We start from the raw sequence: 23,418 nt of genomic DNA, 5'->3' as shown, positions 1-23,418 counted from the left end.
GGTGAGTCCTCGGAGTTGTTGGCGCACGCGCAGAAGTAGGTGCGTCAGTTCACGAACGTCGAAGCCAACCAGTTGGCGCGCGCAGGTGCGGAACCTCGGACGTGAAGTCCTCGGTCCCGCACCGAAGTCGTGCGAGGGATGTCCGAAACGAGCGACAGCGAGTGAGGAAGTCGGATGGGGAGGGTGTGGCCGTTGCGGTGGTGCTTTGATTGGAGTCGGCACTGCCGAATAACACGTCTATGCATCCCCTGATAGCTCGCTGACTGCATCAACATCTCAGTAAATCTGAAGGTGGTAGAAAGCCGTATCTCACGTTAGTATGCAAGTCCCAACTCACCCATCGAATCCACGTTGAAGCTCTTCGAGTACCGAAATCGTACCTTCCGAATAGGACTCATCGACCACTGTTCCGGCGGCCCGTTTTGCCTTCTCGTCTGCGTTCGCCACGGCGTAGCTCTCGCGGACGACACCGAAGGTCGAAACGTCGTTTTCCGAATCGCCGACGGCGACGAACTCCTCGGGGTCGCGGTCGAGGAGTTTTGCGACCGCCTTCAATCCTTGTCCCTTGCTCACGCCGGAGGATTTGACATGGTAGGCGAAGCCGGTGTCCACGACTTCCAACCCGTGCTCGCTGGCGAGTTCGGAAAGCGGGCCGAGCGGTTGGTCGCGCTGTACCGCGATTTCCGTCTCGCGCCAGCGATTCGTCAGGTCGATATCGCCCCAGCCGAGTTCGTAGCCGTCCGCCTCGTACTCCTCGGCGACGTGGAAGGCGGACTCGCCGTCGCCGTTTCGCGTGATTTCGTCGTCTACGAGGACGATGCCGCCGTTTTCGGCGATGACGTTCTGTGGGATCTGCAGGAAGTGACAGAGCGCGACGGGGTACGGAAACGCCTTTCCGGTGGCGACCACGATGGGGGCTTCCCAGTCCGGAAGCAGGTCGAAAAATCGCGGGTCGATGGAGTCGTCTGGCCGGGTCATCGTGCCGTCGATGTCGAGGACGAGCGGCGGAACCATGCCGGACCTTCGCTCGTCTCGCACTTAGTCCCGCTGTTCCGATTCGATTTCGTCGAACAGGTCGCGGACGCTCTCGTGGATTTCGTCGCGAATCTCGCGCACCTCGTTCGGGGATTTTCCGCGAGGTTGCCCAGTCACCAATCGCGGTTCTCGCCCGACCACGTCGCCGGACATACGTTCTCGGTCGAACAGCCCAATGTCACGACGCATTGATTGTCTCGTAGCTCCTCAAACTTGATTTCTCGTGGTTCGCGCCCTGCAAGGTTGATTCCGACTTCGGCCATCGCCGTCACGACTTCCTCGTGAACCTCGTCTGCGGGGCCGGTTCCGCCCGTCAGGGTTTTCACATTGAACGTGCGACTCACGTTCTCGTTTGACGAATGCGGTCGTCATCTGATCTCGTCCGGCATTCCGGACGCAGATGATGGCGATTCGGGGAAAAGCAGGGAGGCGTCGTTCATCGAGCGACGATTCTCGCCTAGCAGGATGTACGTTCCGAAAAAATGGGGAATCCAAGTCGTTCGTCAGAGACCGAACGTCGGCACCCAGACGGCTTGCGGGAAGACACCGAGGATCGTGAGTACCGCGATGAGGAGGGTACCGACGACGATGGCCGCCGCGGGCGGGTCGAGGTGCGTGTCAGCATGCGCGTAGAACACCCGCTGGACGACCTCTCCGGCCAGCGCGCAGACAACACCGAAGATTCCGCCGACGACTAACGCGGGCAGCAGCGGAACCGCCGCCGCAACTTCTGAGGGCGGTATCTGCGACACCGACGCGCTCGCCGGGGCGAGCGCGAGCGCCGCGGTACTTGCTGGAAGACTCATGTGGTGCGTGACCGGAATCTTCTCGACGCCGCAGTTCAGGAATACGAGGCTCGCCGCGCTGATACCGAACGCGAGGAACGGACTTCCCGTCTCGTAGGCGATGAACGCCGCGAGGATACCGACCACGAGACCGATAGTCGCCACGTTCGCCCACTTGTACTGGTGGGGAAGCCACGGCTCGACGACGAATCGCCCCTGTGCGGTCGCTCCGCCGTCGGCAACCGGTTCGTCGGGTGTCGTCTCTCCGTCCTCGGTCGCGGCTTCGCCGATGATACGCCGGCTGCCGTCCTCGAACGGTTTCATGTTAAGGAGACCTTTGCCAGTGTCGCCGATGATGTCGTAGCCGAAGACGAGCCTGTGGATGATGGCCGAGAGCACGACACCCATCGCAATCGGGTCGTAGGGCATGGCGAAGGCGGCCGACAACTCAGTGAGCCAGTAGCCGATAATCCCGAACAGGCCGCCGACCGCGAGCACGTCGGGTTTGGTACCCTGTGCAAAGGCGATGTCTTTCGCGTTGTGGTAGTCGAATCCGGACTCCATGTAGCCACGTTTCGCGGCGTAGGCGGCCGCGGCCGCCCCGCCCGCGAAACTGATGGCAGGCGAGAACGGCGCGCCGAACGCGATGGATCCGGTGATGCCGACCGCCGCGAGCTCGCCTGCAGGTCCCGACTGGGACGCTCCGGCGACGGCTTTCCCGATGATGTTCGCGGACTCGCCCGCGATGACCATGAAGCCGGTAAAAATGAACGCCGGGAGCGCGCCGAGCGCCGCGCCGAAGGCTCCACCTGCGAACGCCGCGATGAGCATCTCGACGGCGAAGAGGGGAGATAAATCCGCCATCTCAGTCGCTCCCTTCCTGCGCCCAGTCGAGCGAGCGCGAAACCGCGTCCTGCCAGCGGCCGTACTTCTCGTCGACGTCGGCGGTTCCTAACTCCGTTCCCGCGTCGAACTCGCGGTCCACCTGCCAGTTGTTCCTGAGTTCGTCCACGGTTTCCCAGTAGTCGACCGCGAGTCCGGCGGCGTAGGCCGACCCGAGCGCCGTCGTCTCGTCTACGACCGGGCGGACGATATCGGTGCCTAAAATGTCGGCTTGCAGTTGACAGAGGAAGTTGTTCTTCACCGCGCCGCCGTCCACGCGCAGCGATTCGACTTCGATGCCGCTGTCGGCCTCCATCGCCTCGGCCACGTCGCGGGTTTGGAACGCGATGGATTCGAGCGTAGCCCGGACGACGTGTTCCTTTCGCGTGCCGCGGGTCATCCCCACGAGCGTTCCGCGAGCGCGCTGGTTCCAGTGCGGTGCGCCGAGTCCGGTAAACGCAGGAACCATGAAGACGCCGTCCGTCGAATCGACGCTTCTGGCGAGGTTTTCCGTCTCGATTGCGTCGTCGATCAAATCCATATCGACGAGCCACTCGATTGCCGCGCCCGTGACGAAAATCGCGCCTTCGAGGGCGTACTGCACCGGTTCGCCCGACCGCTGGAAGCCAACTGTCGTGAGCAGACCGTGCTCGCTTGTGACCGCTTCCTCGCCCGTGTTGAGCAGGAAGAAACTGCCTGTCCCGTAGGTGTTTTTCGCGTCTCCCGCGTCGAAGCAGGTCTGCCCGAACAGGGCGGCCTGCTGGTCGCCGAGCGCGCCAGCAACGGGCACTTCTGCGCCGAGGAAGCCGTCCGAGTCGGTCGAACCGTAGGTATCGTCGTCGCTGGATGGCCGAACTTCCGGAAGCATCTCCCGCGGGACACGAAATTCCTCGCAGAGCTCGTCGTCCCACTCCATCTCGTGAATGTCGAACAGCATCGTCCGCGAAGCGTTCGTCACGTCCGTGATGTGTTCTCCCGTCAGGTTATAAATCAGCCACGAATCGATGGTGCCGAACAGGATTTCGCCGGTTTCGGCCCGGTCGCGCAAGTCCGCGGGACGAGCGCGCTGCGTTTTGATTGGCTCGGAGTTATCCAGCAACCACTCGGCTTTCGTCGCCGAGAAGTAGGCGTCCGGTTCGAGGCCCGTCTTGGCGCGAACGTCGTCGGTACGTCCGTCTTTCTCCAGTCGTTCGATTCGGTTGGTCGTCCGTCTGTCCTGCCAGACGATTGCGTTGTGAATCGGTTTGCCGGTATCGGCGTCCCAAAGCAGGGTCGTCTCGCGCTGGTTGGTGACGCCGATGGCTGCGAGTTGGTCGGCCTGGATGCCCGCCTCCGCGAGCGCGGACTGGATGACCGACTTCGTGTTCTCCCAGATTTCGGTCGGGTCGTGTTCGACCCACCCCGGTTCGGGATATATCTGCTCGTGCTTTTCGTAGGCGTTCGCCACGACCGCCCCGCCGTGGTCGAACACCATGAATCGGGTGCCGGTCGTTCCCTGATCGATAGAGCCAACGTAGGTTTCGTTCTGTTTCATTCGAGTAATCTCCTGCATCTGACGCTGAACGGTCGCTCCATCCAGATTGACCCTCAACTTTTACTGGTTTTGGGCCACCATCTGTAAACATCAAACACTTTCATTATAAAATTTCCTCTCCGATGAGGGACGTCGTGCCGCTAGAACGAAAAATCCTCCAACATTTATTTAAGAATATAAGCAGACGGCCGATCACTCGTCGTGGAGCGCCCGAAACACGAGCGTCGGAAATCGCGGTTCGAGTTTGCTGGGTCGCCGACCACTCCGTTTCGAGTCGGTGGCAGCGATACGTTCGAGCACGCCTGCTTCGGCGAGTTCGTAAAGGTAGCGAGTGACGGTACCCACCGAAAGGTTTGTTTCGGCGGCGATCGCCGCCGCACTGGTTTCGACGGAAGCGCACGCACAGTCGTCGAGTTCGAGCAGTTTGCCGAGCACGGAGCGGCGTTTTTCCGGGAGCGAGAGCACGATTCCGAGCGGAACGGCGTTCCGCGGTACCGCATCCATCGCGGCCGTCAGATACCGGTCGTTGATTCGATTGGAGTCTTCTTTTACCGCCAAGGTGACGGCACCGAACAACGCCGCGAGGGCGTCGTGGGCGTCACCGTCGGCCCACTCCGCGAGGGTCTTTACCTGTGCGTGTTCGAGGACGCCCTGTTGCAGCCCTTGTGACGCCCGTTCGGTGACGATATCGGCGAGTTCGTGCGTGCTGTACGCCGGGATTTCGAGCGTTCGCTCTCCGGACGAACGTTCGCGTCCGACCGTCAGGACGGACAGCGATTCGCTCATCCCGTCGAACAGTTCCACTATCTCCTCGCTGGCGAGCGTTTCGCACTCGTCGACGTGGTCGACAGCGACGACCACGTCCGGGTTCGATTGCGCCACGGTCGCGGCGAGTTGTCGCCGCAAGACGCCGGTACCGATGCCGCGTTCCGGGACGTGCTTTTCGGTCAGTGCGTCAAGTATCGAACGATATAGGCGAAACACGGTGTTCGACCGACGGGCGTCGATGTACACGAAGTTGAAATTCCCTTCGTTACTGCCCCGCGTGGTGGTCTGTATCGTTCCGTGCGTGGGTGAGAGGCGTTCGGAAAGTTGGCTGAACAACGCGGAAACGAGCGCCGATTTTCCCGCCCCAGGTGGACCGTGGAGGTGAATAGTCGGCGGAAGGCGATCGTCAAATAGCGGGTCAAGCGCATCGAGCAGTCGTTCGAGGGTGGATCCACGGCCGACCGGATTCGGGACGTGGACGACCGGACTGAGTGCGTTCCACTCGACGACGAGATTCGTGACAGGTGTCGTGGCCCGGCGGCGCTCGATGCGCGCTCCAATGTCCATTATCGCCGTCTAATAAGTCGCGTGTAGATAATAGTTGTCTCTCTGTCGGAGCGTAGCGGTTCACGTACGGACGCCGGTAAAAGGAGATTGGGGACGGAGCATCTCTACACGAACGACCATCGGCAGTCGGCTAATATTTTATCTATACTACCCCTATTGTCGGTAAACTCAAGTGGATTCCACCCAACTGTCGGAATATGGCAACCGACGCCGAAGTGCTCGTCGTGGGGGGCGGCTCGACGGGCACGGGCATCGCCCGAGACCTCGCACTGAGGGGAGTTGACGTGACGCTGGTAGAGAAGGGCAACCTCACCCACGGAACGACGGGCCGGATGCACGGCCTGCTCCACAGCGGCGGCCGGTACGCCGTCTCCGACCAAGCCAGCGCGACGGAGTGCATCGAAGAAAACCGCGTCCTGCGGGACATCGCGAACCACTGCGTCGAGATGACGGGTGGTCAGTTCGTCCAGTTGGAGGGCGATTCGGACGACTACTTCGAGGAAAAACTCCGGGGCTGTCGGGAGTGTGGCATCCCTGCCGAAGTTCTCACCGCAAAGGAAGCACGGGAACAGGAACCCTATCTGACGAAGGACGTGAAACGCGCAATTTCCGTCCCCGACGGGGCCATCGATCCGTTTCGGCTCTGCGTCGCCAACGCCGCGGACGCGGAGATGCACGGCGCGCGAATCGAAACCCACGCGGAGGTGATCGACGTGCTAGTGGAGGAAAACGACGTGGTCGGCGTCGAAGTCCGCCACGAGAGCGGGCCGGGCAAGCGTAACCACGCCAGACCCGGCACAAAAGAGGAAATCCGCGCCGACTACGTCGTCAACGCGACCGGAGCGTGGGCCGGACAGCTCGGTGAGATGGCGGGCGTGGATATCGAAGTTCGCCCTTCGAAAGGCGTGATGGTCGTGATGAATTGCCGACAGGTTGACACGGTCATCAACCACTGCCGACCCAAAGGTGACGCCGACATCATCGTCCCACACGAGGTGACGGCGATTCTCGGAACGACTGACGAGGAAGTCGCCGACCCGGAGAGCTATCCCGAGGAGGGCTGGGAGGTGGATATGATGATAGACCAGTTGTCGAAACTCGTGCCCATCCTCCGCGATTCCCGGACGGTTCGGTCGTTCTGGGGTGTTCGCCCGCTGTACGAACCGCCGGGAACCGGGACGACCGACCCGACCGACATCACGCGGGATTTCTTCCTCCTCGACCACGAGGAGCGCGACGACCTCACCGGCCTAACCAGCATCGTCGGCGGGAAATTCACCACCTACCGGATGATGGCGGAAAAAATTTCGGATCACGTCTGCGACCAACTCGGCGTCCGCGGCCGGTGTCGAACCGCCGAAGAATCGCTCCCCGGAAGCGACGATTTTACCGTCCTCCGCGATTATATGGACGACTTCGGGCTTCGCTCGCCGATCGGTCGCCGGAGCGTCCAGCGACTCGGCAGTCGGGCCGACGAAGTTCTGAAAACGGACGAGCCGAATCCCGTCCTCTGCGAGTGCGAGGCCGTCACGCGAGCCGAAATTCGGGACGCAATCGACGGATCGGGAACCGATCTCAACGCGGTTCGAATTCGAACCCGCGCCTCGATGGGCAACTGTCAGGGCGGCATCTGCTGTCACCGGATGGCGAACGAGCTCCATCCCCAGCACGACGAACCGGCCGCCCGCGAAGCCCTGAACGAACTGTTTCAGGAGCGCTGGAAGGGCGAGCGCCACGCCTTGTGGGGCGAACAGCTCTCGCAGGGCGCGCTGAACTACGCGCTCCACGCGACGACGATGAATCGAGACGCTCCGGATGCGAACGGGGATACCGACGCCGAAATCGACACCATCGATTTCGCGGCGTTCGATGATGGTCGACCTGGCAACGGAGGCGTCGATGGCGATTGAGGACGACGTCGTCGTCATCGGTGGCGGGCTGGCAGGAATGACAACGGCACTGTCCGCGGCCCGCGACGGCTCGCGGGTCAGGTTGCTTTCGCACAAAGAGAGCACCCTCCGATTTGCGAGCGGGCTTATCGACGTGCTAGGTTACGTCGGGGACGAAATCGTCTCGAATCCGTTCGAGACGATTTCGGAACTACCGGACGAACACCCATATCGAAAAGTCGGCGAGAATGGCGTTCGAGACGGACTCGACCTGTTCGATTCCGTGACCGACTACGCGGGCGACCACACCGATACAAACGCCCTCGTTCCGACGTTCGGCGGAAACGTGAAACCGACCGCGCGCTACCCGAAACACACTGCGCCGGGATTAGCAAGCGTCGAGCAGGACACCCTGCTCGTCGGGTTCGAAACCGTCGTAGATTTCGACGCGCCGTTAGCCGCAGAACACCTCGCGGAAACGGTTCCGTTCGACGTTCGCGGCGTCACGCTCTCGTTCCCGGGAGATTTCCGAACCGACGCCCGAATCACCAGACTCGCTCACGCGCTGGATACGAACGAGCGCGTCGAGATCGGAGGGAACGGACGAGGAAACGGGAACGTGCAGAGCGGCGTATCGCAATCCGAACCGATTCGAATCGCGCTCGCCGAGCGAATCAAACCGCATCTCGGCGACGCGGAACGAGTCGGCTTCCCCGCGATGTTGGGCGAAGAACACCCCGAGGACGTCCGCGTAACCCTCGAACGAAAATTGGGCGTGGAGGTGTTCGAAATTCCGATGGGGCCGCCGAGTCTCCCCGGTATGCGACTCGAAACGCAGTTCGAAACCGCGCTGAAAGACGCAGGCGTTCGAGTGACGACCGGAAACCCGGTCGTGGATTTCGAGGGCGACGACGAGATTGAAGCGGTCGTCGTGGAGCGAAACGGTGCGCGGATTCCGTTCCACGGCGAGCAGTTCGTGCTGGCAACGGGCGGACTGGTTGGGAAGGGAATCGACTCCGACCGCGACGGCGTCCGCGAACCGATTTTCGACTGTTACGTTCCTGCCTCCGACGACCGATACGATTGGTCGGAGCGCGAAGCGTTCGACGACCACCAGTTCGCCCGATTCGGCGTGCAGGTGGACGACGAACTGCGTCCGCTGGATTCGGCGGGCGAACCGGAGTTCGAGAATCTCCGCGCCGTCGGCGGCGTTCTCGGCAACTGTGATTTCGCGTCGGAAAAATCAGGGAGCGGTATCTCGCTGGCGACCGGCGTCGTCGCGGGACGAAACGCGAGCGACGAGGTGAATCCATGAGTGAGAAAGAAGCAGAATCACGAGACCCATCCGAGCTACAGGACGTATTCAGCGGCGAACCGATGGACCTCAGACCGGGGTCGGACGACTGTTACAAATGCTCCACCTGCGATACGGAGTGTCCGGTCGCGGAGGTTGACGACGACTTTCCCGGGCCGAAGTTCCAAGGGCCGGAGCAGTGGCGACTCAAGCGCAAGGGCGACCACGACATCGACGATTCGGTGATGTCCTGTTCGAACTGCATGCGCTGTGATGACGCCTGCCCGTCCGAGGTGCCGCTCTCGCAGATGCACAACACGGCGCGCGGCGACTACGTCGAGTCACAGATGTCGAAGTTTTCGCGGGAGTACATTCGAAACCGGATTCTATCGAACTACGGCAAACTCGCGCCGCTCGGCGCGCGATTCCCGCGTCTCACGAATTTCGTCATGGGGTTGTCGGTGACGAAGTTCGTGAACGAGAAAGTGATGGGAATCGCGAGTCAGCGCGACTTCCCAGAATTTGCGACGGAGACGTTCACGGACTGGTGGGATAAACGAGGTGGTGCAGCCACTTCGAAAAAGCGAGCACAGGAGGCTCGAGAAAAACGGAGTGATACCACTTCGGAAACGCGAGCGGGGAGGGACGACCCGCGAGAAATGGGAAGTGGTGAAAGCGCAGCAAACGACAAACGGGTCGCCTACTTCCACGGCGACTACTCGAACTACAACACGCCGGAGGTGGCGAAAGCCATGGTTCGCGTGTTCGAGCAGTTCGGCTACGAAGTCGTCGTCCCTGACCAGCGCTGTTCCGGCACGCCGATGTTCGCCAACGGCATGATGGACGACGCGCGCCGCGCCGCGAAGTTCAACATCGAGACGTTCGCTGCGCTGGTCGAGCAGGGCTACGACGTGATCTGTTCGTGTACGTCCTGTTCCATGGCGCTCCGGCAGGAGTACCCCGAACTCTACTCGTTCGACGGAACCGCAAAAGTCGCCGCGAACACCTTCGAGGCGCTCGAATACCTCCGCGTTCACGAGGATTTAGAGGGAGAACTCGCCGATTCCTCGGTTCCGGAATCCGAGTTCGGAGAACTGGCCTACCACGCGCCGTGTCACGCCAGAAATCAGGGGCTCGACGGGCAAGCCGTCGAACTACTATCGGCACTCGACGGCACCGATCCGGTGGACGTTGGTGACTCCTGTTCGGGCATCAGCGGCACCTACGGCTGGAAATCGGAGAAATACGACACGTCGATGAAAATCGGCGACGAGATGTTCGAGCACATGGAGGACGTAGAAAGCGAAACGGGCATGACCGAGTGTCCTACCTGCGCGATGCAGATGAACCACGGAACCGGGTACGACATTCGACACCCACTGGAAGTGCTGGATGCGGCGCTCGTGGACGTCTAACCTGCGAACACCTTCTTATCGATTCGCGTCGTGACGCGAATGGGGGAGTACGATGTCACAACGACAGTCGGGGAACCTGACGCGACGAGCGTTCTGTACGACGCTCACAGTTGGGTCGGTTTCCGGAATGAGTTCATCCACGACAGCACAGGCCGAAACGTTTCGACTCGGCGGCGAGGTCGCCGCGTGGCGAGGTCGCGCACCGCAGAGCATCGCCGAACAGGACAATCCGACGTTGCAGGTCGAAGCGGGTCAGCAGTATCGGGTCGTGTGGGAGAACGTGGACGGGCAACCGCACAATTTCGTGATTTTGGACGCGAACGACAACACGCTATCGAAAACCGAAATCATCCAAGAGCAGGGTGCGACACAAACGGTGACGTTCACCGCGACACCGGAGATGGCGCAGTACATTTGCGAAGTTCATCCAACGACGATGGTCGGGGAAATTCAGATTTCGGGCGGTGCGGATGGAGGCGAGATGGGAGAGGACGGAGGTGTCGGACTCCGAATTTCACCGATTACGTACCTTTTCGCCGCCGCCGTCGTACTGGCCGTGATTTCGCCCATCCTGTTCGCACTCTTGTTGTTCGTCATCGGAACAGGCGATCGCACACGTCGGGTTCGATAGGGAGTCAGCAATATCACTAAACATCACTTCGAAGTAATTTTAAGCCGGATACTGCACGCTTTCGCATTCGATACCTTTCACCGCGAATTCGCGTTGTTCGAACGCGCAGTGCAACTGCTCGGACTCGTTCGGGAGAACGAACCAATTAGCAATCGTCGCCCGTCACGACAGTTCGACCGCGAACACCACGAAACGCGCACCGTTCTCGGGGTAATAGAAGACGAGGGATTCATCGAGACAACGCCCGAATGCAGTTCCGACCGAAAACGCAGAGATGTTTCTCCCGAGTTGGACGAGTTTCGGAGCGACCTGAGGCGCTCCCCACACCCTCGCCCAATCAGCCGAACTCACTCGCGCGAAACGCTGACGTTTCGCATCTCGCTGCCACAGTCTGGGCACTCTCCGGGGTGCTTGAGCGCGCTCACGCGGTTGCCACACTGTTCGCACTCGTAGGTTGCAGTCATCCCGTCAGAGATACGTCGGGAAGTTAGTTAACTCTGCTTCACATCGGAAATCCGGTTCGCATCGAAAAACACCGTATCGCCGACGGTCGAATCGGCTCAGTAGTCGAGGTCGTCTGTGTAGTGGTCTAGGAGGAGAACTGCACCGCCACCGACGAGCGCCGCGAGGACTGCGCCGCCGAGAACGGTCGGTGTCCACGCGAACGTCTCCGCCTCGAATATTTTCTCGACGGGGAACCGGAGCGCGCCGACCATCAGACTGACGAGGAAGGTGAGCGTGGCCGCTCGATAATGGTCGAGCGCCCACGCGACGACCTTTGAAATCGTTAGCACGCCGATTCCGGCACCGAGAACGAACGTGACGACGACCGCTCCCGGTGCGACGAGGGCGTCGACGGAACCGCCGTTGAGAAGTCCGACGCCTGCGTCTTTGAACCCGTGCAGGTTGTTCGATAGGTACTCGTACTGTCCGAGGAGATAAAGGATGAGCGCACCTGAAATGCCCGGAAGCACCATCGCACTGATGGCGATCATCCCGGTGAAAAAGACGAACGGGAGGGGCGTCGAACCCCCCGTTTTCTCGACCGCACCAGCCACGAGGAACGCGAGGACGAATCCGGCGATGGCCGCGCCGATTTGTCCCGGCGTCTCGACCGACACTTCGTCGTAGAGGACGATGGCGGACGCTGCAATGAGGCCGAAGAAAAAAGCGAAGAGGAGAACCGGAATCCGTTCGCTCGCGAGCGTTACCAATCCGGTCACCGTCATAATTGCGGTTGCGATTCCGGCACCCAGTGCTAATAGAAACGGAAGATCCATCTCCGCGAGCATCTCTCGAACTTTCGCCCGTTCGACCGGGTCGTGAATTCGGAGGACACTTGTCACGATTCTGGGGTCGAACGACGCGACTGCCGAGATGAGTCGCTCGTAAATTCCAGTGATGAGGGCAATTGTCCCGCCGGAGACGCCGGGCACCGCGTCGGCGGCACCCATGCATATTCCCTTCAGGTAGATTGTCAAGAGGGCGCGCATCGCTCCGGGGTTTCCGGGCCAATCAAAAAACGATTCCCATCCGCGTTCGACGGTACTCGATTCTCGTTCGTCTCTCGTCACTGGTCTTCGCTACGAGCGGCGAGAATATGAGAATAGGGGCCGGAGATCGAACTCGGAAAAACGGAACGAAAACGAAGTCGGTTCAGTCGCGCCGGGCGACGACCAGCGTTGCCGCGTAGGCACCGACGAGTCCGGCCCGCGTCAGCGGCGACGCGGGGTCGGGAAGCGAATTCGACTCGTTTCCGGTCGAATTGTTTCCGACCGAACCGTTTTCGGCGGACGAGTTACCGTCGGTCTGATTGCCGGGCGCGTTCGGGCCGGCAGAGTTGTTACCGGTCGAATTGTTCGCGCCTTCCACCGGAATCGTCTGCTGTTGATCCACAGACACCGTAACGGGACTGTCGTCCTCACCGAGCACTTGCCCTTCCGAGACCTGTGCCGTGGCATTCATGAACTCGAAGCCGTCCTCGCCAGCGGTCTGCGGCGTCCGGAATTCGTACGGGCCGGCTGCGCGAACGCTGACGTTCGTGTACCCTTCGTCAGTTCCCCACTGGTCGTAGCCGGTCGTGGAGTAAGGTAGGGTCATCGTGAACTCGCCGTTCTGATCGGTTTGAGCCTTCTGCGTGTAGGTAAACGTGCTTCCGGTGTCCGTCTGCATCCGAACCGAGGCGGTGATGGTGGTGTTCGCTGGACCGGTTCCCTCTACCGTCGCACCGTCAACTCGCTCGAACGCCTTCACCCACGATGGCGAGGTGCGGAAGTAGTCCTGTCCGGAGACGCCCGCCTGCTGGAGCAGACCCAGTCGCTGACTGAGTACCTGATAGTGTGACGGAACCTGCGTCGATTGCGACCTGCTCTCCTTCACGACGCGGTAGTGTTCGAGCGCGGGGATGCGCTCGCTCGGGTACGGCCCGATGCCGCCGATTTGCGCGGTTCCGTCTTCCTTGACGTATTCACGGGCTTCCTGCATACTGTTGAATCGCTTGACGACCGTGTCGTTCGAGTTCTGCGAGACACCCGGAGCGACCTTGAACTGTTGGCCGCCCTGCGTCGTGGTCTCCCAGTCCAGAACGATCGGTTTCGGCTCGACCGCGCTCCCGTGATAGCGGTACAGTCGAACCATCTGGCTGTCGTAGTACGGCTGTTTGTGTTGGGCGATTCGGCTGTTTTGCGTGTAGATGGAGTCGTAGTAGTCGCCCGCCGAGGCGTCGTCTTTGAACACCGTCGGCGCGAAGAATTTCACGTTCCCTTGCTGGCCGTTCGTTTCGACCATCTTCCAATCGACCATCACGTAGCGCGTCTGCTCGTTTTCGTCACCGAGGTTGTCGAGAACTCGATTGGCCTCGGATTCGTTCTCGGCGAGCAGGTAGTTCGCGGCCGTGTTCGCGCCCTCTTGGAACGGATTGGCGTTCGGGATTCGCTCACCTTCGACCGTAATCCAGTGACCGTAGTCCCACCAGGACATCACGCCGTAGGTTCCCTTCGGATAGTCGTAATCGCCGTCACCTTCGGTGTAGGTGCCGTAGTACTCCATTTCGTTTCCGGCACCGCCGTAGTTGCCTTCCTGTGGCGTGTTCGTCTGCATCCACTCTAGCGTGCCATCCCACTGGGTGACGGCACCGGGAGCGGTGCTGTTGCCCGTCTGGGCCGCGGTGGCCGTCTGGCCGTTGCCGACCTGCACCGGCATGACCAGTCCGGGGATGACGAGCATGATGACGAAGACGACCGCCAACACTTGGTACATCTCGACGTTCCGAATCGTATCTCGCGTCGCGCTGTCGAACCCGACCGCCCCGAGAATCCATCCGAGGAGGTAGGCGTTCAGCACCGCGACCGGAACTGCGAGGTAATAGTTAAATCGAACCTGCGTGAACGCGGCGGCGGTGATGAAGGCTGCCCAGACGAGGACGAGCAATTTTTCGGCCTCGTGTTCGTCGGCCGACACCGAGCGCCATACCATCACCAGTGCGCCGAGAATGGCGGTGAAGAACATCAGCCCGTACTGCGGGATAACCGCCGACGAAAGCGACTGCGACCCTTGCAGGAACGGCTGTGCTTCACCGATGGTTCGCTGTGCCGCACCAGCGTTGAAACCGACGAACCTGACGAGGTTGGTCTGAATCAGGTTGAACAGGTTCGGGAGTGCGACATACACGAGAAGGGTACCGACGGCGAGAATGCCGAAGATGGCGACCGGATACAGCGTCGGCGACACGTCGCGGTCGTCCCACTCGCGCGCCAACCACGTCATGAATCCAGCGCCAATCGAAATTGCGAACGCCATGAGCGGTTGGAGGATGGAGAACTTCGTCGCGCTGAACGAAATCGTTCCGAGCGGAACAAGCAGCAGCAGCCCCGTCACGCCCATGCTGACCGACGCGACGAAGGCGAGGTGGTCTGGGCTGATGCCGCGGACGTAGTCCGCGGTCAGTTTCAGCATGAAGAAAATGCCGAAGATACCGATGAGGAGAATCCCCGGCGGCCACGTCCAGAGGTAGAGCGCGGTCGCAACACCCGCGAGAACGCTGTAGCCGAGTGGACGGCGAACCGCCGCGAAGTCCCGGTCGGCAAGCAGCTCGAAGACGGGTCGTTCCCGTTCTGCAATCGAGACGGCGACCATCATCGCCAGCACGGCGAACGCCTGGAATAACGGCTCCACGACGTTGTGGTCGGCGAACCCGACTAATCCGCGCCGGAGGAACTCCCCGGGAATCAACGCGAGTATGAGGACGCCGAACACGCCGCCGAGACGACCGCCAATTCGTTTCCCGATGTAGTAGGTCGGAACCGCGACGAGGGTTCCGAACACCGCGGGAGCGACCAGTAGCGTCAGCGCGACCGTCTTCTGGGATGGATCGCCGAGACCGACGACCAGCGCGGCGGTCGCGACGAGCTGGTCGTACAGCGTCCCGAACTGGCCGACGCTCGTCCCTTGAGGGTAGAACGTCCACGGGTCGAACGGCATCGTCGCGGGCCAATTGTTGACTGTGTACTGTACTTGTCGGAGGTGGTACCACGCGTCGTTACCGGCGAAAAACACCTCGCCATCGAGAGTGAACCTGTCGTAGGACTGCAGGCGAACCCACAACATGAATCCCAGCAGGAGCGCGAGCGCAGGAATGTGGTACCAGTCTTCTATCTGGTCGAGGACGGAGTCAGCGAGATTGGAGGACTCCTCGACCTGTTCTGTGCCTTGGCTCATCGAGTGAAAGGTCTGGCAAAGTGGGGATAAGCCTTATGATAGCACAACGAGTGATAGGTTTACCACCTTAAAACAGGCTTTGGGACGAACTGCTCAAGTCGGGAACCGCGTAGAATGCTCCCGATAGTGTATCTGAGCCTGTCGCTGATGAGGAGGAGGACGAATCCGTACGTTCCTGCTCCTATCGTTAACAGAAGCGAGAGGTCAACCCACGACTGGACCGGGATGAATCCGTGAATACCTGAGACGGTAACGAACATTATCAATCCTGCACCAATTTGTTCGAGAAGAGGCCGGGATACGAGGGTAACGCCGTGTATTTTTTGTTTGATAAAATAAGAAGTACTTACATATATTAGACATTCTGCGAAAATGGTTGCAATAATGACTCCAACTGCCCCAAATCGAATTGTCAGTATAATTCCTAATATAATGTTGAATGACAGTGCAATGGCCGAGATTCGCATATTCACACTAGGATGATCAAGTCCATTTATCGATTTTCTCAACACAGTTGTTTGCGTTGAAATGATCCGATAGATTGCCAACACGACAAGTAAGGGAGCGGCCGCCTCAAATTCACCGCCGTAGACGGTTATGACCAATGCTGTTGGAAATGCCAGTGCACCGAAAAAAATTGGGACTGCGAGGATACTTGCAAACGAGAGTGTATTCGATATCTCTTGCGCCACTGGTTTACTCTCGCTAGTTAACTTGCTAACTCTCGGCATGAGTCCACTCGCAGCTAGTGTGGCGATGAACGTCGCCGGAAGCGTCAACATTGCTGCAACTTCGTATTGGCCCGCTGCGCTAGGAGTGAGCAGTAACCCGAGCAGCATCACATCAAACCGAGAATACAATGTTGCAAAAAACTCAGTTGGAATACTGTACTTGGCGTATTCCCAGAGGCTACGAACAGTCCGAGATGATGGGAGCGTCGGGCGTACTTTAAGATAGAAGAGAAGAATTGGAAAAGTAAGGACAGTCGCACCTGCAAGACCATATGCCAATCCTGCGGCACCGAATCCTGCTATAACTAAAAGAAGCTGGAGCGGTAATGTCAAATATGAACGAATAGCATCTGTCCATGTTGCAACACTAATAAGACCTCGAGCTTTTAGCACCCGATCGAACGCTTCATAGTTAGACTCTGTAGCGAGCAAAAGGAGAAATAGTACAGGTGCTGTGGCGAGACCAGTATATGTGATCAAATGCTCGTGGAATAAAAATGACACACTTGTCATGAATAAAAGCCATATGACGGTAAAACCCCACTGAGCACCAACCACTTCTTTCCGTTGTTTTGTCGTTTCAGAGAACCGTTTTTTACTAGCGGATGCCCAACCATTGAGCGGGCGATCGGCTATTTTTGTCAAAGCAAACAGAAGATAATATCCACCGAAGGCTGTTGGTCCAAGCTCACGAGCAAATAGTATGGTTGCAACGAATCCACTTGCAGCTAACGTAAACTTCGCTACTAAGGCTTTTGCTGTTTCTCCTCCGAGACTCACATCTGTCGCTTCAACCATTTCTATTGTATATTCATTAATTATACACTATCTAACTTCCTTGTGCTTCTGAACGTATTTTCCATCGTTTTACCGCATTTCTGATTTGCATCGTTGTCTTATCCAACAAGGCGTATATTTTATCTCCTATCAGAGAACGGATGAATAAACGATAAAATGGCCACGCTCTGGGATATGTAGCGATCGCTTGAACAGCATAACGAAGAGCAGTCACACGTGAGCCGGTATCATACGCCATCTTCCCGAACTTGCGGAACTTCCACCCTTGAACGAACCGCCTCTCATATTCTTTTATCAACTGATCGTGTTTGTCAAGTAGTTGTGGATATGCTGTGTTTCGCGCCATCGTGAGATTCCCGCTCATTTTTTCGGGTGAATCAAGAGCATACCGAACGAGTGGTTCCTCAACGCAATCGACATCATACACTTGTGCCACCCGAAGATACCATTCACGGTCTTCCCAGAGAAGGAACTCCTCGTCAAATGCTCCGACTGAGTCGATAACGTCCTGTCGTACCATCACGCCAGATGGGGGGCCGATAACGTTTTGACACAGTAGCTTTCGAACAAGATCTCCCTCTATGTCGGTTTTTGCGACATTTTCTACTTTGTTGTCTGAACCAACCATGTAGCGCCACGACGTACAGAGTCCGATATCGCGAGTTTTGAACCGTCGAACTTGTTTTTCGGTTTTCTTCGTTTTCCACTCATCGTCATCGTCAAGAAAAGCCACTAGTTCACCCGAGGCGGCCTCAATTCCTCGATTGCGTGCGTGTGGTAATCCCTCTGACGTTTCACCTTGGAGAACGGTGATATCGATGTTCGTTTCTTCGAATGAAGGTGGAGACGTACTCGAATAGTCCGAATCATCTACGACAATAATTTCAATTTTCTCGTACGTCTGATCAGAAACACTTTTAACGGCACTCTCAACCAGACGAGGACGGTTGAGCGTAGGAATTATTACGCTGACAAGTGGAGACTCAAGCATAACCCAAGTCCTCAAGTTGTTCTATAACTTCTTCACTGAGATCGTCAGTTCTGGAATCCGAAACTTCAGCGTAATCAAGCTCCCCGGTAAGCTCGCTGAGTCGGTCATGCGGTGAACTGTATGGGGATGTGCCATGTTCTTCGAATCCGTCGAACGTCTCAAAGCCATAGTAACTATCTGTGGCAATTCCATTAAGTTTTGTCTGTAGGAACTCGATATCCTCGTAACCACGGTTTTCAAGCGCGATGTAATTTCGGTCGTGTAATCCGTGATACTCAACAAGATACTCACGATCGTCAAGATCTTCTGTGAGATCTCGACCGCGTGTTCCCTCCGGTGGGTCGATATCAGCAGCTCCAAGAATAGTTTGATAAATATCAAGAATACTCACTGATTGCTGAACAGTCGTTTGCTCGTTTTCGCCAAAATATACCGATAGCGGAACATTCGTCAGCTCGGGATAGAGTCCATACATGTGCTCCCATGCATCGTGCTCACCTAGGAGTTCTCCATGATCAGACATTGTGATGATAACATCGAAGTCACTTTTCAGCTCGTTAAATATGTTTGCATACATATCTGAGAGATACCGAACGCAATCGTCGTATGCTCGGCGAATCTCATCCGGATCATCTTCTGGCTCATCAAAGGTTGCATTGAGTCCTTGTAGTTCAACACTATCTCCAGTGCCGTAGCCGTCAGGCGGATAATATGGCGTATGTGCCTCCATCAAGTTCATGAATAGAAATTCGTTTTCATCAAATGCCGTGTTTTTCACTAAGTTGTGCGCAGTCAACGCACCGTCGTCAACAGCATTTTCACCGATTTTTTTATTCCTAAGTTTTAATTTGGCACCTTGCTTGAGAGAGGGTATCGTATCATAATCACCAAATAGGACTTCTTTAAGTGCAAGAAGGAACCGTTCTGGTCCCATACTCCGCGTTTTAGCGATGAACTTGTCCCAATTGAGTATGTTCTGCTCTATCCCTTCTAGTCGCCAACTTCCACGAAACATATCGAAACCCCTGTCTGCGCTGAAAGTCGGCGAGATGTTTGGATTTGCGCTAAACATCCGAGTCCTAAACCCTGCATCGGAAAGTGTTTCCGCGAGGAGTTCATCGTCACAATTGAATTGCTGGTGGCTGGCAAAAATTCCTACTTCGCTTGCGTATTTTCCCGTAAACAGTGAGCCATGCGCCGGTACTGTCCAGTGGCTTGTACTCCAAGCATTCTCGAATCGGGTCCCAGGAAGCCAATCAAAATGTTTATCGAACGCATCTTTGCGCAAGGTATCCAACACAATTAGTGCAATATTTGTCATTTTAATTTCTGTAACGAATGGCGTCGGCTAGGTCCCAAAACCCCTTCCGCCACAGCCAATCGTTTATTTGACCTATCGTAGTGTCCGGCGCAATAACGTTTTCGTATCGGTTGGGATATTCAGCTTTCAGCTGCGCTTCCAATTCCGTATTGATATTCGCCCGCGGTAAATCAGGATGATGCATCCGGACACTATCGCTGTAAAGACACATGCCATTTGCTTCCCGTTCCATTCGCCAACCAAATTCGGTATCGTCACGCCAGCCAGCGTACCTGCTACTGAATCCGCCAACGGCGAGCGCTGCGCTCCGGTTAAACGCGAGGTTACAGCCAACGTACTTTCGAGTTCCCTCGTATGTCCGACCTCCCTCGACTCTTCCTTCGAGACAGACGAGGTTCGGATCCGAGTTGAACTCGGTTACGACATTCGAGAGCCAATCTGTTTCGGGCCGGCAATCGTCATCGGTCAATGCCACGATATTGGAATCTGCAGCCTCTATCCCAGCATTTCTCGCTTCGCAAATGTCAAGATTAGCGTTATTTACGACGATAACCTCAAAATTGTCAATGGTTTGTGATTTGAGATGGGCGACGACTTCTTCGTGGCTGTTCGTAGGTATTGTCGGGATGACGACAGAGATTGTCGGGTTTGGCGCGGTGATCGTTCGTTCTATCGACATCGCTCGTTCTCCCCGGCAGTCCGTTCCACGGTGTTTCGGAGCCCCGATTGGAACGATTCGTAGCTGTATTGCTCGGCGTGGTTCTGGATGGTTTTCTCGTCGTACTCCTCGGAGTCGAACGACCGAACCGCCTTCCGAATCGACTCCACGGTCGGCTCGAATAACTCGCCGGTAACGCCTTCTTCAACTTGATACTTGGTGAAGCCCTCGTTCACTCCAAGAAGCGGTTTTCCGGCCATCAACGCCTCAGCGCCGACGAGTCCAAAGTCCTCTTGCACGGGAGCATAAACCACCGCCGTTGAACAAGCGACGAGTGATTCGATATCTTCGACAAAGCCCCGTACTTCGATATTGTCGTGGCCTCGTGCGATCCGTTCGAGCTGTTCTCTATCCGCCCCATCCCCGGCAACAATGAGTCGCTCGTTCAGTTCCGTAAACGCCTCTGCAAGGAGGGGCATTCGTTTTTCAGGCGCGAGTCGTGACCAGGTAACGAAGTAGCCCTCGTCACTTTCATTACGCCAATCGCCGGTAACGGGCGGATAGACGACTTCGGCATCACGCTGGTAGTACCGGCGAATCCGATCGCGGATGAGTTCGCTGTTGGCGATGAACGTATCGACGTAATCATTCGCTTCCTTGTCTAACGCTCGCCACCACTTCGCATATGCTTTCAGTGCGAACCGGATACCCGGGTAATCAAACGAGGCCATTCGGTCCCGGTAGAGGTCGTACAGCCACCGTGGCGGACTGTGTGGATAGTGAATAATCGTCTGGTCAACGGTCGGAACATAGTGTTTGGATAAAGGTGCACTTCCCAAAATTACGTCATACTCCGTCAGATCCGGGTGTGCGTCGGTCATATCCATCGCCACGGAGAGCGTTTCGAACGGGTTCGAACCTTCGTTTTTCCACGCGAGCAGGTGCTTCGACGGTCCACGGGCGTATTTCTCTTGCTTGATCGGAATGACGCGCACGTCGTTTGGAATCTCCGTCCCGGGATACACGTACATCGTGTAAATCGGCGCGTCCAGGGTTCGAGCCGCTTCGATGGCAAACTTCTCACCACCACCTATCTGCGGAAAACGGTCGTGAAGAATAGCAACCGAAGAGAGGTTGTCCGACATACCTTATCGTCTTCCAGATCCCTTAGAATACATAAGCTTTCTCACTCATTTTATTCAAGTAGTACCGAGAGTACTCTTCGGAAGACATTTGTTTCATTCGAATGCCTCCCGCAGTTCCTCATCTATCTCCCACATCCCGTCGCCCTCACCACGTAACAGTTCTAGACTAGCCCGAAACAGCGACACCTGCGTATCGAAGATAGCGTACAGCGGTTGCAGCGAACCCAACCGATCGCTTCCACCCAACCGAACAAAGACGGCAAGCGCGCCGGGTACGACCAACCCGAACGGCCCCGCTGTAAGCAGTGCGGCACCGGTCATCAATCCAACGCCCAACGCAACCAACCACGGGGAGATAATCATGAACCACCAGTTGAACGGAAGCACGAACCCGCCGTAGCTGCCGTACTTGCCGAGCGCGTCGCGGTGCTGGAAGAGAAGTCGAATCAATCCCATCCCCCTCCGGTCTTTCTGTAATCTACGCTTTTTGAAATCAGAGTGGGACGCCTCGCTGTACCGGATGTCCGGGTCGAAGACAACGCGCTTCCCGTTTCGGCGGATCTTCAACGCGAGTTCGGTGTCGTCCGCGAGCGAGTTCGGGTCGAGGGGGACGATAGCGTCGTTTTCGAACGCCGAAAACGGACCGTGGAAGATGAGCGTCGAATCGAGGTGGGATTCGAGCGTTTGGACGTGCGCCTGCACGCCGCGATATCCCGCTTCGACTTCGCTTCCCCCGAGAACGTCCGCATTCTGCCCGGTGACCGCCGAAATTCCGGGGTCGGCGAGATTCGCCGCCGCAACGCGAAGGGCGTCGTCTGCGACGAACGAATCGCAGTCCGTCTTCACGACCATCTCGTTTTTCGCGGCGGCGTAGGCGTCGTTGAGCGCGGGAGCGAGGCCCCGGCGCTCTTCTTCTTCGATGAGGGTCAGTTCGGGATATTCGTGGTCGGCGAGATACTTCCGAATCAGGTCGGGGGTCTCGTCGTCGCTCGAATCCACGACGACGAGTTCGACTTTTTCCATTGGATAGTCTTGTTCGAGGAGGTCGTCCAGTTTCTTCTCGATGATATCCGCTTCGTTGTACGTCGGCAGGACGATGCTCACGCTCGGTTCTACGTCTCGTTTTTTTGCGGGTGAGCCGTCCGGGCGAATCAACCCGTACAGCGCGAGGAAGACGAAATAAGGGATTGCGGCGACCGCGACGACGACCGCGGACACCTTCGCAAGCCGGTTCATATCCCGTGGTTGGGCGGTTTGTTTTAAACATCTATGGATTGTCCCGGTCGGAAATCCGAGAGGAAAAGGTTGGGCTTTTAGCCCCCGGTGTCTATCTCCCCGACAATGCCCGACTCCGAGGACGTCTGCGTACTCATTCCAACGCTAAACGAAGCCGAAACCATCGGTGAGGTTATCGGCGGCTTTCAGGAGCGGGGCTTTTCGAACGTTCTTGTCGTGGATGGCAGTTCCAACGACAAGACGCAGGAAATCGCACGGAGCCACGACGCCCGCGTCATCGAACAGTCCGGGGTCGGAAAAGGACAGGCGGTTCGCGAAGGAATCGAGAGCGCCGAATCCGAGTACATCCTGATGCTCGACGGCGACGGAACGTACAAACCGGAAGACGCCGACGTGATGCTGGAACCGCTCGACGACGGCTACGAACACGTCATCGGGAATCGATTCGCGAACCTGGAAAACGGGTCGATGACACGGCTGAACCGGTTCGGCAACCGCATCATCAATCGAGCCTTTTCAATCATTCACGGACAGGACTTCCGCGACATCCTCAGTGGCTACCATGCGTTCTCCCGAAAATCCGCGGAGCGCGCATATCTCACGTCCGACGGATTCGGCGTCGAAACCGAACTGGCGGTCGAATGCGTAAAACACAGCGTTCCGACGACCGTGGTGCCGATTACCTACGAAGAGCGTCCCGACGAATCGGAGACGAACCTCCACCCCATCTGGGATGGCGGGGACATCATCATGACCCTCTATCAGCTGGCCAAGACGAACAACCCGCTCTTTTACTTCGGGAGCGTCGGTTTCTTCTCCATATTCGTCGGCCTGCTCGTCGGCAGCTACGTCGGGTTCGAGTGGTTCCTCGCCACGCCTCGCGAGAGCCACGAAGTCCTCGCCGTCGTCGCGGGCGTCTCCATCATCTTCGGCGTCCAGTTGCTCATGTTCGGCGTGCTCTCGGACATGATCGTTACGCTTCACCGAGAGCAGATGCGACGGATAGACGAACGCAGATAGCG

Annotated in this window: 20 protein-coding genes; 5 read left to right on the top strand and 15 right to left on the bottom strand. The window is 57.7% G+C overall.

The window, feature by feature from the left end:
* Positions 1–333: 333 nt before the first annotated feature.
* The 5 genes from LIX15_RS00830 to LIX15_RS00810 form a co-directional block, all read right to left on the bottom strand.
* Positions 334–1,014 (bottom strand): HAD hydrolase family protein, encoded by a 681-nt coding sequence (locus LIX15_RS00830; protein ID WP_227775621.1) that lies wholly within the window; start codon positions 1,012–1,014, stop codon positions 334–336.
* Positions 1,015–1,148: 134 nt separating this feature from the next.
* Positions 1,149–1,379 (bottom strand): arsenate reductase/protein-tyrosine-phosphatase family protein, encoded by a 231-nt coding sequence (locus LIX15_RS33595; RefSeq protein ID WP_390184487.1) that lies wholly within the window; start codon positions 1,377–1,379, stop codon positions 1,149–1,151.
* A gap of 159 nt (positions 1,380–1,538) precedes the next feature.
* Complete coding sequence (locus LIX15_RS00820) at positions 1,539–2,684, bottom strand: DUF7973 family transport facilitator (RefSeq protein WP_227775620.1); 1,146 nt, start codon at positions 2,682–2,684, stop codon at positions 1,539–1,541.
* A 1-nt stretch (position 2,685) separates the two neighbouring features.
* Positions 2,686–4,236 carry a glycerol kinase GlpK gene (gene glpK / locus LIX15_RS00815; RefSeq protein WP_227775619.1) on the bottom strand — a complete coding sequence of 517 codons (1,551 nt, stop codon included), beginning with the start codon at positions 4,234–4,236 and terminating at the stop codon, positions 2,686–2,688.
* Positions 4,237–4,428: 192 nt separating this feature from the next.
* Positions 4,429–5,571, bottom strand: a complete 1,143-nt coding sequence (locus tag LIX15_RS00810; protein ID WP_227775618.1) for a Cdc6/Cdc18 family protein — start codon at positions 5,569–5,571, stop codon at positions 4,429–4,431.
* Between the two features lie 197 nt (positions 5,572–5,768).
* Here LIX15_RS00810 and glpA point away from each other — a divergent pair, with 197 nt between their 5' ends.
* The 4 genes from glpA to LIX15_RS00790 are packed head-to-tail and all read left to right on the top strand — an operon-like array spanning position 5,769 to position 10,800.
* Complete coding sequence (gene glpA, locus LIX15_RS00805; RefSeq protein WP_227775617.1) at positions 5,769–7,481, top strand: anaerobic glycerol-3-phosphate dehydrogenase subunit GlpA; 1,713 nt, start codon at positions 5,769–5,771, stop codon at positions 7,479–7,481.
* Positions 7,471–8,775, top strand: a complete 1,305-nt coding sequence (gene glpB, locus LIX15_RS00800; RefSeq protein ID WP_227776948.1) for a glycerol-3-phosphate dehydrogenase subunit GlpB — start codon at positions 7,471–7,473, stop codon at positions 8,773–8,775. Before glpA ends, glpB begins: the two co-directional genes overlap by 11 nt.
* Positions 8,772–10,169, top strand: a complete 1,398-nt coding sequence (locus tag LIX15_RS00795; protein WP_345409806.1) for an anaerobic glycerol-3-phosphate dehydrogenase subunit C — start codon at positions 8,772–8,774, stop codon at positions 10,167–10,169. The genes glpB and LIX15_RS00795 overlap by 4 nt, the downstream gene beginning before the upstream one ends.
* 52 nt (positions 10,170–10,221) lie before the next feature.
* On the top strand, positions 10,222–10,800 hold the full coding sequence (locus tag LIX15_RS00790; protein WP_227775616.1) for a cupredoxin domain-containing protein: 579 nt from the start codon (positions 10,222–10,224) through the stop codon (positions 10,798–10,800).
* Positions 10,801–10,962: 162 nt separating this feature from the next.
* Here the strand turns inward: LIX15_RS00790 and LIX15_RS00785 are convergent, their stop codons facing one another.
* The 10 genes from LIX15_RS00785 to LIX15_RS00740 form a co-directional block, all read right to left on the bottom strand.
* On the bottom strand, positions 10,963–11,151 hold the full coding sequence (locus tag LIX15_RS00785; protein ID WP_227775615.1) for a hypothetical protein: 189 nt from the start codon (positions 11,149–11,151) through the stop codon (positions 10,963–10,965).
* Entirely contained in the window at positions 11,148–11,264 is a 117-nt protein-coding gene (locus tag LIX15_RS00780; RefSeq protein ID WP_227775614.1) for a rubrerythrin-like domain-containing protein, read from the bottom strand. Before LIX15_RS00780 ends, LIX15_RS00785 begins: the two co-directional genes overlap by 4 nt.
* Before the next feature lie 96 nt (positions 11,265–11,360).
* Positions 11,361–12,293 carry a DUF368 domain-containing protein gene (locus LIX15_RS00775; RefSeq protein ID WP_227776946.1) on the bottom strand — a complete coding sequence of 311 codons (933 nt, stop codon included), beginning with the start codon at positions 12,291–12,293 and terminating at the stop codon, positions 11,361–11,363.
* Between the two features lie 163 nt (positions 12,294–12,456).
* Positions 12,457–15,516: an oligosaccharyl transferase, archaeosortase A system-associated gene (locus LIX15_RS00770; RefSeq protein ID WP_227775613.1), complete on the bottom strand. Its 3,060-nt coding sequence runs from the start codon at positions 15,514–15,516 to the stop codon at positions 12,457–12,459.
* Between the two features lie 59 nt (positions 15,517–15,575).
* The gene (locus LIX15_RS00765; protein WP_227775612.1) at positions 15,576–17,045 is read right to left on the bottom strand and encodes an oligosaccharide flippase family protein; all 1,470 of its coding nucleotides are present in this window, start codon (positions 17,043–17,045) and stop codon (positions 15,576–15,578) included.
* 31 nt (positions 17,046–17,076) lie between these two features.
* Positions 17,077–18,036 (bottom strand): glycosyltransferase family 2 protein, encoded by a 960-nt coding sequence (locus LIX15_RS00760; protein WP_227775611.1) that lies wholly within the window; start codon positions 18,034–18,036, stop codon positions 17,077–17,079.
* Positions 18,029–19,357 (bottom strand): sulfatase-like hydrolase/transferase, encoded by a 1,329-nt coding sequence (locus tag LIX15_RS00755; protein WP_227775610.1) that lies wholly within the window; start codon positions 19,355–19,357, stop codon positions 18,029–18,031. The genes LIX15_RS00760 and LIX15_RS00755 overlap by 8 nt, the downstream gene beginning before the upstream one ends.
* 1 nt (position 19,358) lies before the next feature.
* Entirely contained in the window at positions 19,359–20,036 is a 678-nt protein-coding gene (locus LIX15_RS00750) for a glycosyltransferase family 2 protein (RefSeq protein ID WP_227775609.1), read from the bottom strand.
* The gene (locus tag LIX15_RS00745; protein WP_227775608.1) at positions 20,027–21,160 is read right to left on the bottom strand and encodes a glycosyltransferase; all 1,134 of its coding nucleotides are present in this window, start codon (positions 21,158–21,160) and stop codon (positions 20,027–20,029) included. The genes LIX15_RS00750 and LIX15_RS00745 overlap by 10 nt, the downstream gene beginning before the upstream one ends.
* Before the next feature lie 93 nt (positions 21,161–21,253).
* On the bottom strand, positions 21,254–22,396 hold the full coding sequence (locus LIX15_RS00740; protein WP_227775607.1) for a glycosyltransferase: 1,143 nt from the start codon (positions 22,394–22,396) through the stop codon (positions 21,254–21,256).
* Positions 22,397–22,501: 105 nt separating this feature from the next.
* On the opposite strand from LIX15_RS00740, the gene aglJ reads away from it, so the two are divergent.
* A complete protein-coding gene (aglJ, locus tag LIX15_RS00735) occupies positions 22,502–23,416 on the top strand; it encodes an S-layer glycoprotein N-glycosyltransferase AglJ (RefSeq protein WP_227775606.1) in 915 nt (304 codons plus the stop codon).
* Positions 23,417–23,418: the final 2 nt, after the last annotated feature.

It is taken from the genome of Haladaptatus pallidirubidus, assembly GCF_020700235.1.
In the GTDB taxonomy this organism is placed as follows: domain Archaea; phylum Halobacteriota; class Halobacteria; order Halobacteriales; family Haladaptataceae; genus Haladaptatus; species Haladaptatus pallidirubidus.
Note: the sequence above shows the minus strand (reverse complement) of the source record. Positions and strands in the feature narration are given on the sequence as shown.